The sequence below is a fragment of the Streptomyces sp. LHD-70 genome, assembly GCF_031157275.1.
Taxonomy (GTDB): domain Bacteria; phylum Actinomycetota; class Actinomycetes; order Streptomycetales; family Streptomycetaceae; genus Streptomyces.
The window spans coordinates 305,209-318,206 of record NZ_JAVIFW010000001.1 but is presented as its reverse complement, the minus strand read 5'-3'; the positions used below and the strand labels follow the sequence as shown (position 1 = coordinate 318,206).

Here is a 12,998-nt window from a genome sequence, read left to right as displayed (position 1 = left end):
AACCGAGCTGGGCCTGTAGAAGAGTTCGGGCGGCCGGGAACGAGCGGCCTCGATCCCGATCACCTCGGGATGTGTGCCGATGGATGCCTGGGCGCACGGAATTCCCCAGAAGCCAAGCGGACACATTCCCCAGATGCGAGACCGGGTGAATATTTAAAGACATCTTGTTCAGCAACGCGGGAAGCTGTCAAGGATGAAGCAGTCCCGAGGGGGTCGCCTGATCGCCGTACTGCGGTGACGGACGGGCCAGGAGCGGCTCTATGACCCCGATCGTGATCCGGCCCGAGCGGGACGCACGGCAACGAGCCCGATGCCCACCAGTCGGGAGTGAACAAGCGCGAAGTCAGCCCTGCGACTCGAAGCCGCCGGCCCAGTACCTCCCGCGCAGCGCGAGATCGAGCAGCATGCGCACGACCTCCTCGGCTGACAGGTACGGGGATTCCTGCTCAACCCACCAGCGCAGTACGGCGATCCGCTCACCCACCCACACCCGGGCGAGCAGATCGGGGCCGATGCGCGACCGGACCGCGTCGCGCCGAGCGCGGGCGCGGCACTCCTCCCCCGTCGCCTTCGCGCAGGCGTCCACGAACATCTGCAGCGGCTTGTCGTCGCAGTGGGCGTAGAAGGTGGCGCGCACCACGCCCGCCTGCCCTCGCCCATGGACCCCCTCTTCGGTCGTTGCTCCGGGCTGCGCATTCAGTACGGGAGACCTTGACACCCCCCAAGTTACTGAACAAGCTGTATGGAAACGATGAGTCGTTCACGCTCATAGCCGGAGCCTCGTATCCATCGGCCCGGTTCGGCGTTGGCCGTCGATGTGGAGCTGCTCACCGTAGATGCCCCTCGCCGCCCAACTCGTGGGTCCCACAGGACCGAACAGCCGCACGTTGAGCCAGAGCCAGACCACGACCGCGACGACACCGACAGGCACCACCAGCCCAGCCACACCCGGCTCCACACCGCAAGCTCGAGAACCGGAAGGGCGGTGAATCGGGATACAAGCCGACCGACGACGAGTCGATCATCGTCCAGGCGCGGTACCGCTACTGACACCAGCGTGTACGCGTGATCCACCCCAGGGGCTGAGAAGCGCAGCCGGGCACGTGGTGAGCGGGCACCAGGCCCGCACCCCCTTCACAGCCCGTACCGGTCGAGGATGCTCATCAGCTTGCGCCGACGCTTCAGTTCCGCCCGCAGGCCGGCGAGATACACGGCGAACGCCTCCTGCGTCCCCAGCGCACGATGGCAGTCACGAGCACCCAACAGCAGTCGCGCCACGTGCTCGTAGGCACGGTCGCCGGTCGGCTCCTTCATCCGCTCGACCAGCCGCAGGTAGACCGCGAGCGCCTCGGCCGGACGCGTCTCGCGCGACAGGTCGGCGAGTTGTTCCCACTGCCGGTCGTCGGCGAGGCCGACGGCCTCCTGCCAGGCCGCCTCCGCATCACCGTCATCGAGCAGCGAGTCGATCAGCACGGGCCCGCCGTACCGTCGGCCGTACTCACGGCGGGCGTCCTCCCGCAGAGCGGCCAGCGCGGCCACGCGTTCGGCCTCCCAGCAGTGCGCCGCCTGAGCGGCAGAGCGCAACTGCTGGTAGGCGGCCAGGGACCGCTCGATGCGGAACCGGTCCCGGCGCACACCGACCACGTCCGCCGGCCGCCCCACCTTCGCGTAACGGGCACAGACGTAGTCGACCAGGCGGCCGTCGATGTACACCTCGGCGGCACAGTCCCGGATTCCGCGCTCTGCCCACGTGAGCGCCTCGTCCGCGCGGCCCGCCGATTCGAGTTCCTCGGCGATGCGCAGATGCGTGGCACCGGCTGGGTCGAGGTCCTGTGCGTACAGAGCGACCAGTGCGTCGACGTCGCCCTCCGCCTTGACCAGGCGCTCCATCAGATACCGCTCCGCCCAGCCGGAAGGACTGCGCCGCCGCGCCTCGGCCGCCGACTGCCGCATTCGGGCCAGCCCGCTCGGGCCCAGCACCTCGGCGTAGTCGAGCAGGTCCAGGTCCGTCACGTCGTGGCTGTCTCCGAGCACCTGTCCGACCAGCCAGTCGGCCAGCCGCTCCGGATCGGGCCGCGCGGTTCCGCACGCCTCCAGATGGGCCTCGGCCACCGCGGCGGCGGCCTGCCCCACCACACCGTCGGAGTCGTCGATCTCCTCGTACGCCTCCCCCAGTACCCGGATCGCCTCCTCGGCCAGAGCGACAGCCTGCGCCGCCCGACCGTCGGCGGTCAGGGCGCGCAGCGCGCCCGCCGCCTCCGCCACCTGCTGCGCATACCCGGGGGCATCGGCGTACTCGACGTACCCGTACCGGGCGAAAGGGCGCGGATCGATCAGCGCAATCATCCGATCCCGGACCGCACCGAGGTCGGAGCAAGCGGCGGAGGCCCGCAGCTCCAGGCGTCGGCGCAGCCGGCGGTCCTCGGCGATCTGCTCCCGCACCAGTGAGAGGAGTTCGTCCCGGGACAGCGCCGTCAACCACGCTTCCAGGCCGGAGGCCCGTGCCCGTGCGGCGGCCCGCTGATGCGGGATCGTCTCCGCCCGCCGCAGCACGGTCAGCCCGACCGCCACACAGTGCTTGCAGAAGTTGCCCTCCTGTCCGTAGGGGCAGTCACACCATCCCGAGGGCCCGTCGTCCCCGCCAAGGGTGAGCTCGACTTCGTAGGATTCCGTACCGTGCACCACGGCGGTGACCGAGCCGTCTCCCACCTCCAGACCGCTCACCGCGTCCAGGTACCCCAGCCCCCGCCCGAAGGACCGCGCCCCGGCCAGCGCCCGCAGATCGTCCTCGCCGAACCCCACAAATTTTCGTGCCACACCGGTATTCAACTGCGGAACGGCAGCTCGCGGAGGCCAGACGGCCCCGGCCGTCCACACCTGCGCGGCCGCATGTGAGGACTGAGCACGCCCGGACGCCCTCTCGCGAGCGGGACCCTTGATACACCGGGACCTCCGACGTACGCCGGCTCGCCGACGGTCAGCGAGGGCAGCGAGGGCAGCAAGGGCAGCAAGGGCAGCAAGGCCACCATCGCCTACGTCGCCGCCACGCGGTCTTACTCCCCATCAGATTTTCCACGTCGAACGCGTCCGCTTCAGAGCCAGCTCGTGGCGAGCCCAGAGATTCGCTAGCCCCGCCAGACTTCTGCCCGGCGGTGATCCCTGCGTGCTTCCGCGGGGCCAAGCGCATATTGAGGAGGTGGCCCCAACCCCCTACTAAAGGCGGCTTGGGGATCGGCTGATACACCGCCGCAGGGCAGGGCAGGGCAGGGCACCAGGCATGCTGAAGGGGTGCACACCATCTGGTGTGCACCCCTTCGTGCGTCATGAGAGCTCGGATGTGTCCGCCCTCGTCTGTGCGGTCCGGAGCATCTGCTCGAACGTGCCGTCCAGGGTTCCGGAACATCAGGCCAAGCCGTCCCGGTGCGGAACTTCCACACGATCCGGTTGAGCACTGTGCGGTTGTCCCACCGCTTCATGCGCCACACGACTCAGGCAGCAGCGACCGGACGAACTCCCACTCGGTATCGGACAGTTCATAACGGCGTATCGCCCGGCCGTGATCCACCACCCGGATCTTCTTTGAACACACCACCTAGGGATCTGTCATCGGGCCCAGCGCAGCAGGGTGGTGCCGATGGACATACCGCCTCCGAAGGCGCTGAGCAGAACGCTGTCGCCGTGCTTCAGTGCGCCTCGGCGGTTGGCGAGGTCGAGTGTGAGGGGTACGGATGCGGCGCCGGTGTTGGCGGTGTCTTCGACGACGATGTGGTGGTGGGCCTGGTCGAGGCCGAGGGTGGGGGCGATCTCCCGGAGCATCTGGCCGTTGGCCTGATGCGGGATGAAGTGTTGGACGTCGTCTGGGCTGGTGTCGGTGTCCCTCAGGATTTCCTTTATGGCGAGGGGAAGTTGATCGGTGACGAACTCGCGTACGTCGCGGCCCTGCATGGCGAAGTAGTGGGCCGGGTCGTCCGGTGCCTGGTGGCGGGCGGGGATCCGGCTGCCTCCGGCGGGGACTTCGATGGTGCGGTGCAGGTCGCCGAAGGTGCGCAGGCGGGTGGCGAGAATTCCTCCGGGTTCGGCCACGGGGCCGAGGACCACGGCACCGGCTCCGTCGCCGAAGAGGACCGCGGTGCGGCGGTCGGTGGGGTTGATGATGCGGGAGTAGATGTCGGCGCCGATGACCAGGCCGTATCCGTCTTCGGGAACGATGCCGTGTGCCGCGTTGAGGGCGAAGAGAAAGCCGGTGCATACGGCGTTGACGTCGAATGCGGCAGCGTTGTCGGCGCCGATGAGGTGCTGCACGATCGCGGCGGTGGCCGGCTGGGGGTGGTCGGGGGTGGATGTGGCGACCACGATGTAGGAGAGCTGCCCGGGTCTCAGACCGGCGTTGGCCAGTGCGGCGCGGGCCGCGTGGGCGGCCAGGTCTGAGGTGGCCTCGTCGTCGGCGGCGTAGTGGCGCAGGCGTATGCCGGTCTTGCTGAGGATCCAATCCTCGGTCACGCCGGTACGGGCTGCGATCTCGCTGTTGGTGACGGTGTGTGAGGGCAGGTAGGAGCCGGTGCCGAGGATTCCGTGGCGATGCGGGGTGGGCGCAGGTTCTTCCAGTGGGCCGCCCTGGGTGTACCAGACGCCGGAAAGGCAGGGAGAGGTGGTGCAGGACATGGTCGTTTCCCCTCTTGTTGGTGCGGTGTCCGGGTACGGCCGGGGCACGCGAGCAGGTTCGGTTCTCAGGTGTTGAGGAGTTGCAGGGCCTTGTCTCCGTAGCGGGGGCCGTGGACGGCGTCGCGCGGTACGGAGCGGGTGAGCGTGTCGAGGTCATCGCCGGTGAGGCGGAGTGCGGTGGCTTCCGAGTTCTCGCGCAGGTAGGTGCGGCGCTTGGTGCCGGGGATGGGGACGATGTCGTCGCCCTGGGCGAGGAGCCAGGCCAGGGCGATCTGGCCCGGGGTGGCTTCGTGGCGGTCGGCGATGTCGCGTACGCGGTCGATCAAGGCGAGGTTGTGGGTGAGGTTGCCGCCCTGGAAGCGCGGGTCGTGATGCCGGTAGTCGTCGGCGGTCAGGTGGTGCAGCGAGGTGACGGCTCCGGTGAGGAAGCCGCGGCCCAGGGGCGAGTAGGGGACGATGGCGGCGCCCAGGCGTCGGGCCGTGGGGATGATGTCGTCCTCCAAAGAGCGTTCCCATAGGGAGTATTCGGTCTGCAGGGCAGCGATGGGGTGGGTTGCGTGGGCCCCTTGGAGGGTGGTGGCGCTGACTTCGGACAGACCGAGGTGGCGGACCTTGCCTTCGTGGACCAGTTCGGCCATGGCGCCGACCGACTCCTCGATGGGGATGCCGGGGTCGCGGCGGTGCAGGTAGTACACGTCGATGTGGTCGGTGCCGAGACGGGTGAGAGAGGCCTCGCAGGCCTGGCGGATGTAGGCCGGGCTGGAGTCGATGACGGCGCCGCCGCTGGTTCCCTGGGAACTGACGGAGCGGATGCCGCACTTGGTGGCGAGGGTGACACGGTCGCGGTGGGGGCCGAGGACCCTGCCGAGGAGCTGTTCGTTGTGTCCGTTGCCGTAGGCGTCGGCGGTGTCGAAGAGTGTGATGCCGAGGTCGAGGGCGGTGAGCAGGGTGTTGCGGGCATCGTCGTCGTTGCGGGGGCCGTAGAAGGCGGACATGCCCATGCAGCCCAGTCCGAGTTCGGAGACCAGCGGGCCGTGCGTGCCGAGGCGGCGTGTGTGCATGGTGAGTTGCTCCGGGTGGCGGGAACGCGGTGGTGGGGGGCGGCAGAAGGCGGGCGCTGCGCCGCTCTGCCGCCGTCGGTGGGTGTGATGGGGGCGTGTCAGCGGGCTGCTGCCGGTTCCTTGGAGGCTGCTGCCGGCTGGTCCGGGCTTGACGGCTGGGGCACTGCAGTACGAGCGGCATGGCGGCGCCCGGCGATGTTGGCGCCGAGCAGGGAGACGATGACGAGGCAGATGCCGGTGAGTTCGGCTCCGGTGGGGGCGTGTCCCTGGAACGCGGAGACGACGAACGCCGTGACGGGCACGAGGTTGATGAAGAGCACCCCGTTGGCCGGGCCGAGGTTCCGGTTGGCGATGTTCCAGGTCAGGATGGCCACGGCGGTGGCGGGGATGGCGACGTAGAGGATCTGCCACCAGGCTGCCGCGTAGTCGCCGACACCGAAGCTGCCGGTCCAGCCGGCCGCCTGGCTCACCGCGGTGACGGCCAGGATGCTGATGGTGCCGGGCAGGCAGCTCAGGGCGGTGAAGCGCAGCGGGGACCAGGTGGGGAACTGGGCGGCGCTGGTGGTGTACACGACCCAGCAGATCACGCCGATGAGGGTGAGAAGGCCGCCTGTGCCCAGGCCGCCGGAGAACACTGCGAGCGGGTTGCCGTTGCCGAGCACGATGGTCAGGCCGATCAGTGCGAGGACGACGAAGGCCAGGGCCAGGGGCGCGGGTGCCTTCTTGGTCCTGATCCACAGGACGATCACGGTGACCAGGGGCATGGTCGCCACGACCAGGGATGAGCTCTGCGCGGGCATGGACTCGAGGCCCACGTAGGTGAGCAGGTTGAACCCGGCGAAGCCGATCGTGCCGAGCACCCAGAGCTTGGCCAGATTGCCCTCGTATCGGAAGGCTGCGGCCCCTTCCTTGAGCGCGAGGAGCACCAGGAAGATTGCGGCGCCGAGAGCGAAGCGCACGGCTGTGAGGTGGAAGGGGTCGAGGTGCTGGTAGGCGGACTGGGCCACGGCGAACATGCCGCCCCAGGCAAGGGCGGTGGCCAGGCCGCCGGCGGCGCCGACCAGGGTCTTGGAAGAGGACATTGCTGCTGTTCCGTCTCGTGGTGGGAGGAGTGGGGTATCGGCGGCCGGGGCGTCAGATCCAGCGCCAGGCGTCCAGCTCGATGGAGGACGGGTGGGCGCGCGACGAACTGGTCAGGATGGCCAGGGTCGCGTCGGCGACGTCGTCGGCGGACAGCATGCGATCGCGCTGTTCGGCGTCGTACGAGATCCGGGCGGCCATGCCGTCGCGGAAGTTGGTGTCCACCTTGTCCAGGACGAGGCTGGAGACCTTCACGCCCCAGGGCCGGGCTTCTTCGGCCAGGCACTTGGTGAGCCCTTCGACTCCGTATTTGGACACGGAGTAGGCGAGGGTGCCAGGGGCGGGCCGTCGTCCCCAGATCGAGGACATGTTGACGATGACGCCGTCGCCGGCCTTGCGCATGTGCGGCAGGACGCTGCGTGCCATGAGGAAGTAGCCGGTCAGGTTGGTCTGCAGGGTCTGCTGCCACTGGTCGACGGTGCACTGCTCAATGCCGCCGTAGTGGACGATGCCGGCCACGTTGAGCAGATAGTCGATGCCGCTGAAGCGGTCGACCGCCTCGGCGACCGAACGCTCGACGGCATCCGCATCCGCGACGTCGAGGACGGCGGTGTGGATGCGTTCGGCAGGCCATTGCTCGGCCTGGAGGGTCTGTCGCAGGCCGTCCGCGTTGTTGGAGTGCAGGACGAGGTTGGCGCCCTCAGCGCCGAGGCGGCGGGCCAGAGCGAGACCGATGCCGCGGTCGGCTCCGGTGATCAGGGCCGTACGGCCGGTGAGTGCGGGCATGAAGAACTCCTTTGAGTACGAGGGAAGTTGGGCGAGTCGAGGAGAGCACCGCGAGCCCAGGGCCGTCCGGCGCGGGCGCGGCCGGGTGGGATCCGGCCGCGCCCGGCCGGGTGGGATCCGGCCGCGCCCGGCCGCCGAAGTGGTCAGTCGCAGGTGGTGAACTCGGCGAAGTGCGGTCCGCACAGCTTGAGTTGGGCGTGGATGTCGCCGCCCAGGCCGAAGTGGCCGATGGCTCCGCCGTAGTTCTGCTGGTAGCTCATCCACAGCACCACCACGTTGATCATGCGGTTCGCCCCGGGGGCGCCGGGCGCGGGGAACGGATTCGGCAGGGTCGCCTGATAGTGGGCCATGCCGTGCCGGTCGCTGTAGAAGGCGTTGGGCACGCCCAGCGGGCCAGGTCGCGTGGGCCCCGCAGGATCCAGATCGCGCTCCCGCAGCGACATCACCGTGTACACGCTGTCCGGGATCAGCCCGGTGAAGGAGAAGGAGAAGCGGGCGCTGCGTCCGTCGGCCGGCACCTCGACCTCGAGCTGGCCGCGTGCCCTGACCCACTGCTCCAGAGTGATCGCTTCCCGCCGACGCGGTCCGTCGGCGGCCCTCAGGTCCGGGATGGGGGCCTGATGCAACGGATGGCTCGGCCGCTGCACTTCGTGGGCATCCGGACGCTGCTCAGGTGCGAAGAGCATGGGGTAGTTGTTGCACGGGAGCGGTAGCGGCAGCGTGTACAGCTCCATCTGCCGGTCCCGCTCCCCGAGTTGTTCCGGCAGCTCACGCACGATCGTGTACGGAAGGTCCTCGCCGAGAGGTGGAACAGGGCTGTCGGCAGAGACCACCGCCCTCCCCCAGCGAGGGCCGGTTGCCGTGTTGAGACGGCCGATGACGACGAAGTTGCCGTCCTGGTCCATGACTTCGCTGGGCGGGTAGACGGGGCCCTGTGTAGTGACACTCAGGTCGTACGAGCGACTCGTCGCCGCGGTCTCCGGCACCGTCGCCGTCACTTCTCCACCCGCTCGTAGAACTTGGTGTACAGACCGCGGTCCCCGCCGGTGATGTAGCGGTCGCCGGCCTGCTGGACGATCTCCTGGTAGCGGGGCGAGGTGAAGGCGGTGTTGTACTGCTCGGGCGGGCAGTCGAAGCCGGAGACGAACATGACGCCCGGTGCGCTGCTCAGCAGGGAGTGGTAGGCGAGGAAGACAGCCGCGTCGTCGTGGCCCCGCACCACGTCGAAGATGGTCTCCTCACGCCAGGCCCGGTAGGCCTGGTACTGGCCGGGCTTGACCTCGACGTGCCGCATCTGAACGTAGCGGGTCTGCGGCAGAGCCAAGTCGGTGGGCTTGGGAGCCTCGATGAACTCGAGCAGTTCGCGGGCGAAGTCGCCTTCCGCGAAGGGAGCGAGCTGATCGAACTGACGCTGCCAGTCGGTCCGCAGCGCCTCGACATCAGCGACCGACGGGAGCACCGTGAATTCGAGGAGCGAGGTCCCGTCCAGGCCTCGGAACAGGGCCCGCTCGTGGGCCGGCGCGTCGGCATGCAGGCTGAGCCAGGTGGCAGCAGCTTCGTCCACGCGGTCGGGCTTCACGGACAGTTCAGAGGTGACGATCAGGGAAGCAGACATGGTTGTTCTCCACATGTGTTGATGGCGAATTTCGAGTGATCGGATGTGCGTGATCAAGGCCCGCTGCCCTCGACGTATGAAGTCGGGGTTGGCCGGACGGGCGTCTTCAGGCCGTGGTCAGCGCGTATGGCAGGCGGCGCCATCCGCGTTGCTCGGCCAGGCTCGCCATCTGGGGCTCGTCGCCCACGACCACCGGCGTGCCTACTGCCTGCAGGAGCGGGACGTCGCTCAGGTGGTCGCCGTAAGCCGAGCAGCGGGAGGGTGAAAGTCCTTGGCGTGTGAGCCAGTTGAGAGCGGCATGTTCCTTGCCCCGACCGATCATTGGTTCACCGATCTCGCCGGTCAGCCGCCCGTCGCGGATGACCACCGGGGCGCCGAGCACATCGCTTGCGTCCAGGGCTTCGGCTATCGGATCGAGGCAGGCGAAGAAGGACCCCGAGACCAGCACGGTTGCGGCACCTTGGCGCCTCAGCCGGTCGTGCTCGGACACGGCCGCCGCCAGCCAGAAGCCCGCCGACTGGCTCTCCTGGGCGAACCACTGGGCGCCCAACCGAGCGAGCCGACGCTCCGACTCACCGGCGTACAGCCGGTAGTAGGCACGGTTCACGGCCTCACGAGGAACGCCCAGACCCGCCATCTGCTGCAGCTCACCGGCCAGACGCCGGTAGGTACCCGGAGCCTCACCCCTGGCTTCCAGATAGAAGTCCAGGAAGCGGAACATGCTCTTCACCGAGATCAGGGTCTCGTCGACGTCGAAGAACGCGACGTCCGGCTCCCCGGCGCTCGCATACTCAGACACCGGCGGGCTCCCGCATGATCGTGGCAGCCAGGGTGTGCGCGACAGCCTGCGCCGCGCGACGGTGCTCCTTGGGCTTGAGCAGCGAGTCGTCGAAGGCGCTGAAGGTGATACGCGACGCCGACGCCCTTCGCCCGGCCTGCAGCAGGCTGACCTCTACCGCGAAGGACAACCGGGCGGGATCGCTCAACTCCGAGGTCAGGACGCGGTACTCGATCTGTGCATCCAGCGGGAAGAGGAAGTTCTCGAAGTCCGTGTTCATGGACTCGATGACGTAGTAGTAGCGGCGCCCGGTGTACGCGGCGGCGAAGAAGCGTTCCGTCACCGCGAGGAACATCTGTCTGGCCGCTTCGACCGCCACCATGCCCTGCACGTGCTGACCCGTCTGATGATCCAGGAGCAGCTCGTTGTCGTTGTGCAGTCGCAACGACGCTCGGAACAGCTGGTCATCGACACGGTGCAGATCGGCTATGAGCGCGTTGGGCTCACTCCGCTTGTGGCACTCCGCACGAGTCGTCAGTTCGGTGTGCTGGCGCACCAGTTGCACCTGATGCTGCAGTCCATGCACCTCCACGCGATCGCATATGAGCTGCCACTCGAAGTGCCCCACCCCCTGACCAGCCCGGACCACACGGACCGGGCCTTCCACGTATTCACCGGACTGCAGCTCCGCGAGGAACTGCGACACGGTGAGAACGCCCTCCTGAGCCGCGAAACCAGTGAATCGGTCCCCCACGACCACGACCGACTGAGTGGTGTCAGACATACTCAAATCCCCCTCCGAGAATGTTCAGAATCACCGCCTACTCCCTTCGCGCAGACGGCAGTAGGGAGTTGCGTGCGGCGTTCGCTGCCGCGCATCTCCTGCGGCGGTGATCACGTTACGAAGATCCACACCTCGGAAGCAACCATCTAGTTGGTTCTTTGCCCTGTCTTGAAACTAACTAGATGGTTGGTTGGTGTTCTAGAGTGGATCCCCATGCAGACAGAGAAGAGCCGGGTCACCCGCCACAAGCTGCTCACCGCAGCACGGGTCGAGTTCGCCCGATACGGCATCGCCGGCGCCAGGGTCGACCGCATCGCGGCCGACGCCGGAGTCAACAAGCAACGCATCTACGCCAACTTCGGAGACAAGGAAGGCCTGTTCTCCGCCGTCATCAGCACCGCATACCAGGACCTCAGCCAGCAAGTTCCCGTCCCGGAGACCCGCGAAGCCGCACGCCGCTACACCGGCGAGATCTTCGACTACCACTCCAACGACCCCACACTTGCCCGGCTCATCGCCTGGGAGGGCCTGTACTACGGCGGGCAGGAATTCCCTGGCCGACAGGAGCGGTCGGCCTACTACCAGGACAAGAGCGGCAAGCTCAGCGAAGCCCTGGGAGGCATCGGCCGCTGCGAGACGGCCCACCTCATCCTGACGCTCATCGCCATCGCGACCTGGCCCTTCGTCGCAGAGCAACAGCGTGCACTGCTCACCTCCCACGACGCGGAGTCGGCAGCCCTCCGCCACTCCCTGCTCCTACAAGGCGCTGCCGTCGTGGACGCGACCGCCGCTACCGCCACACAAGGCTGAACGCGCAGACGGTCATCCATCAGGACGACCGCGGACCGGCGTCCCATCCAGTCCATTCCCGCAGGCGTGGGGAGCAGATCGAGCCCGATACCGGCCGCGAAGCGGTGCAGGGCCCATCCCCGCATACGTGGGGCTGCTCCCGGATCGTTCAGTGGTCCTGGCAGATCTCCCGACTGCTCCCCACGCACGTGGGGCCTCCCCTAGTCGTCAGCACCTTGAACACCAGCCGCGACGACCTCACCATCCGATCAATCGCCGCTCGTACGGCTGCCGCCGTTTCGACGGGCAATTCGCGACACCGAACAGCCTCTCCAGCGGCACCGCGCCAGCCCTCGTCGCTTGCCCCGTAGCAGCGTTGAACCAGCCCTCGGCCAGCTCCGACAGACGCCGCTCGAACCCGGCGAGGACCACGCCGAGCGCCGTAGCCGAGTTGCCGATCTTGTACGCGGACCGCGACGCCTCCAGCGCATCCAGCGCCAAGCTCGCACTGCGCCCAGCCCTGCCCTGCCCTGCCCTGCCACCCGCCGCTCGCCCGCCGTCGCCGTTGAGCAGACCGGCGTCGACCGCCGCCTCGGCGCTCCAACTCGGCGGGCAGGAACATGAATTGCACGCCGGCAAAGTCCAGGATCGCCTCACCTAGGGACGTGCCGTCGACCTCCTCAAGCAGGTCAAGGGCCTTGTCGTCCAGTCCTGTGTACTGCCGCCACTCCACCGGCCCAGGTCGTCGTAGAGCTCCACCAGCTGCTGGTCCGGGTGTAGGCGATCTCGACGTTGCTGGCTCCGGCCCAGTCCGCCACCCGGCGGCACCGTTTGGTGGTCAGGTGCGGAGAGTAGTAGTCGCACCAGGATGCAGCCCGGCGGGGCCTGTCGGTGTTGTCAGCCCAGAATCTCCCGTAGCCAGGACTGTTCCGCGTGGCTGGTGGCGCGGGCGATGGTGAGCATGCCGCTGCGGTAGGGGTCGCCAGTGTCCTCAGCGCGCAGCGGGCGCTCGCCGTCGTGGAAGAAGCTTGCGGGCTGTTGCAGGAATTCCAGGCGCCGACGCAGTACCGCGTGCTGGTCGGCGGTGTCGGGGAGTTGGGAGAGGAAGGCCAGGATGGTGAAGTACCGGGTGCTGTCGCTGATGTCCAGGCCGTCGGCATCCCGCAGTCGGCGCAAGAGCTCGGTGCGGCCGGCGGTGGTCAGGCTCAGGGTGTGCCGCTGGGCGGCCGAGGCGCCCGGCTCGGCTCTGCGATCCAGTAGCCCGGCGTTGACGAGTCGGTTGATTGCTGGATAGAGGCTGCCGTCGCTGACCGGTCGGGCGTGGCCGGACAAGTGCGCTATCCGACGGCGCAGTTGATAGCCGTGCAGCGGCCCGTCGGCCAGGAATCCCAGGATCGCGAGTTCCAGCATGCTGCTACTCTCGCACATCGAAACGAGGTACAT

At 68.1% G+C, this 12,998-nt stretch carries 13 protein-coding genes and 1 pseudogene; 1 reads left to right on the top strand and 13 read right to left on the bottom strand.

What is annotated here, in order from left to right:
- Positions 1-343: 343 nt before the first annotated feature.
- The 10 genes from RCO28_RS01380 to RCO28_RS01335 form a co-directional block, all read right to left on the bottom strand.
- Positions 344-637 carry a hypothetical protein gene (locus tag RCO28_RS01380; protein WP_308939030.1) on the bottom strand — a complete coding sequence of 98 codons (294 nt, stop codon included), beginning with the start codon at positions 635-637 and terminating at the stop codon, positions 344-346.
- A 497-nt stretch (positions 638-1,134) separates the two neighbouring features.
- On the bottom strand, positions 1,135-2,817 hold the full coding sequence (locus RCO28_RS01375) for a DUF6880 family protein (protein WP_308939029.1): 1,683 nt from the start codon (positions 2,815-2,817) through the stop codon (positions 1,135-1,137).
- 786 nt (positions 2,818-3,603) lie between these two features.
- On the bottom strand, positions 3,604-4,662 hold the full coding sequence (locus RCO28_RS01370) for a ketoacyl-ACP synthase III (RefSeq protein ID WP_308939028.1): 1,059 nt from the start codon (positions 4,660-4,662) through the stop codon (positions 3,604-3,606).
- A 65-nt stretch (positions 4,663-4,727) separates the two neighbouring features.
- Positions 4,728-5,723: an aldo/keto reductase gene (locus RCO28_RS01365; protein ID WP_308939027.1), complete on the bottom strand. Its 996-nt coding sequence runs from the start codon at positions 5,721-5,723 to the stop codon at positions 4,728-4,730.
- Between the two features lie 98 nt (positions 5,724-5,821).
- The gene (locus RCO28_RS01360) at positions 5,822-6,805 is read right to left on the bottom strand and encodes a DMT family transporter (RefSeq protein WP_308939026.1); all 984 of its coding nucleotides are present in this window, start codon (positions 6,803-6,805) and stop codon (positions 5,822-5,824) included.
- A gap of 52 nt (positions 6,806-6,857) precedes the next feature.
- Positions 6,858-7,589, bottom strand: coding sequence for an SDR family oxidoreductase (locus RCO28_RS01355; protein WP_308939025.1), 732 nt, complete (start codon positions 7,587-7,589; stop codon positions 6,858-6,860).
- A gap of 143 nt (positions 7,590-7,732) precedes the next feature.
- The gene (locus RCO28_RS01350; RefSeq protein WP_308939024.1) at positions 7,733-8,587 is read right to left on the bottom strand and encodes a hypothetical protein; all 855 of its coding nucleotides are present in this window, start codon (positions 8,585-8,587) and stop codon (positions 7,733-7,735) included.
- A complete protein-coding gene (locus RCO28_RS01345) occupies positions 8,584-9,204 on the bottom strand; it encodes a hypothetical protein (protein WP_308939023.1) in 621 nt (206 codons plus the stop codon). The genes RCO28_RS01350 and RCO28_RS01345 overlap by 4 nt, the downstream gene beginning before the upstream one ends.
- Before the next feature lie 106 nt (positions 9,205-9,310).
- Positions 9,311-10,003 carry an HAD-IB family hydrolase gene (locus RCO28_RS01340; RefSeq protein ID WP_308939022.1) on the bottom strand — a complete coding sequence of 231 codons (693 nt, stop codon included), beginning with the start codon at positions 10,001-10,003 and terminating at the stop codon, positions 9,311-9,313.
- Positions 9,996-10,688 carry an AfsA-related hotdog domain-containing protein gene (locus RCO28_RS01335; protein ID WP_308939021.1) on the bottom strand — a complete coding sequence of 231 codons (693 nt, stop codon included), beginning with the start codon at positions 10,686-10,688 and terminating at the stop codon, positions 9,996-9,998. The genes RCO28_RS01340 and RCO28_RS01335 overlap by 8 nt, the downstream gene beginning before the upstream one ends.
- A gap of 291 nt (positions 10,689-10,979) precedes the next feature.
- Between RCO28_RS01335 and RCO28_RS01330 the strand changes: the two genes are divergently transcribed.
- Positions 10,980-11,576: a TetR family transcriptional regulator gene (locus RCO28_RS01330; RefSeq protein WP_308939020.1), complete on the top strand. Its 597-nt coding sequence runs from the start codon at positions 10,980-10,982 to the stop codon at positions 11,574-11,576.
- Positions 11,577-11,813: 237 nt separating this feature from the next.
- Here RCO28_RS01330 and RCO28_RS01325 read toward each other — a convergent pair whose 3' ends face one another.
- The 3 genes and pseudogenes from RCO28_RS01325 to RCO28_RS01315 form a co-directional block, all read right to left on the bottom strand.
- The gene (locus RCO28_RS01325) at positions 11,814-12,056 is read right to left on the bottom strand and encodes a hypothetical protein (RefSeq protein ID WP_308939019.1); all 243 of its coding nucleotides are present in this window, start codon (positions 12,054-12,056) and stop codon (positions 11,814-11,816) included.
- Positions 12,057-12,310: 254 nt separating this feature from the next.
- A pseudogene (locus RCO28_RS01320) lies at positions 12,311-12,433 on the bottom strand (transposase); the annotation flags it as partial.
- Positions 12,434-12,452: 19 nt separating this feature from the next.
- Positions 12,453-12,965 (bottom strand): PadR family transcriptional regulator, encoded by a 513-nt coding sequence (locus RCO28_RS01315; RefSeq protein WP_308939018.1) that lies wholly within the window; start codon positions 12,963-12,965, stop codon positions 12,453-12,455.
- Between the last annotated feature and the right edge of the window lie 33 nt (positions 12,966-12,998).

Excerpts from the sequence above, each read along its gene's own strand:
- RCO28_RS01370 (WP_308939028.1), bottom strand. The coding sequence starts at position 4,662 with ATGTCCTGCACCACCTCTCCCTGCCTTTCCGGCGTCTGGTACACCCAG.
- RCO28_RS01365 (WP_308939027.1), bottom strand. The coding sequence starts at position 5,723 with ATGCACACACGCCGCCTCGGCACGCACGGCCCGCTGGTCTCCGAACTC.
- RCO28_RS01360 (WP_308939026.1), bottom strand. The coding sequence starts at position 6,805 with ATGTCCTCTTCCAAGACCCTGGTCGGCGCCGCCGGCGGCCTGGCCACC.
- RCO28_RS01355 (WP_308939025.1), bottom strand. The coding sequence starts at position 7,589 with ATGCCCGCACTCACCGGCCGTACGGCCCTGATCACCGGAGCCGACCGC.
- RCO28_RS01345 (WP_308939023.1), bottom strand. The coding sequence starts at position 9,204 with ATGTCTGCTTCCCTGATCGTCACCTCTGAACTGTCCGTGAAGCCCGAC.
- RCO28_RS01330 (WP_308939020.1), top strand. The coding sequence starts at position 10,980 with ATGCAGACAGAGAAGAGCCGGGTCACCCGCCACAAGCTGCTCACCGCA.
- RCO28_RS01315 (WP_308939018.1), bottom strand. The coding sequence starts at position 12,965 with ATGCTGGAACTCGCGATCCTGGGATTCCTGGCCGACGGGCCGCTGCAC.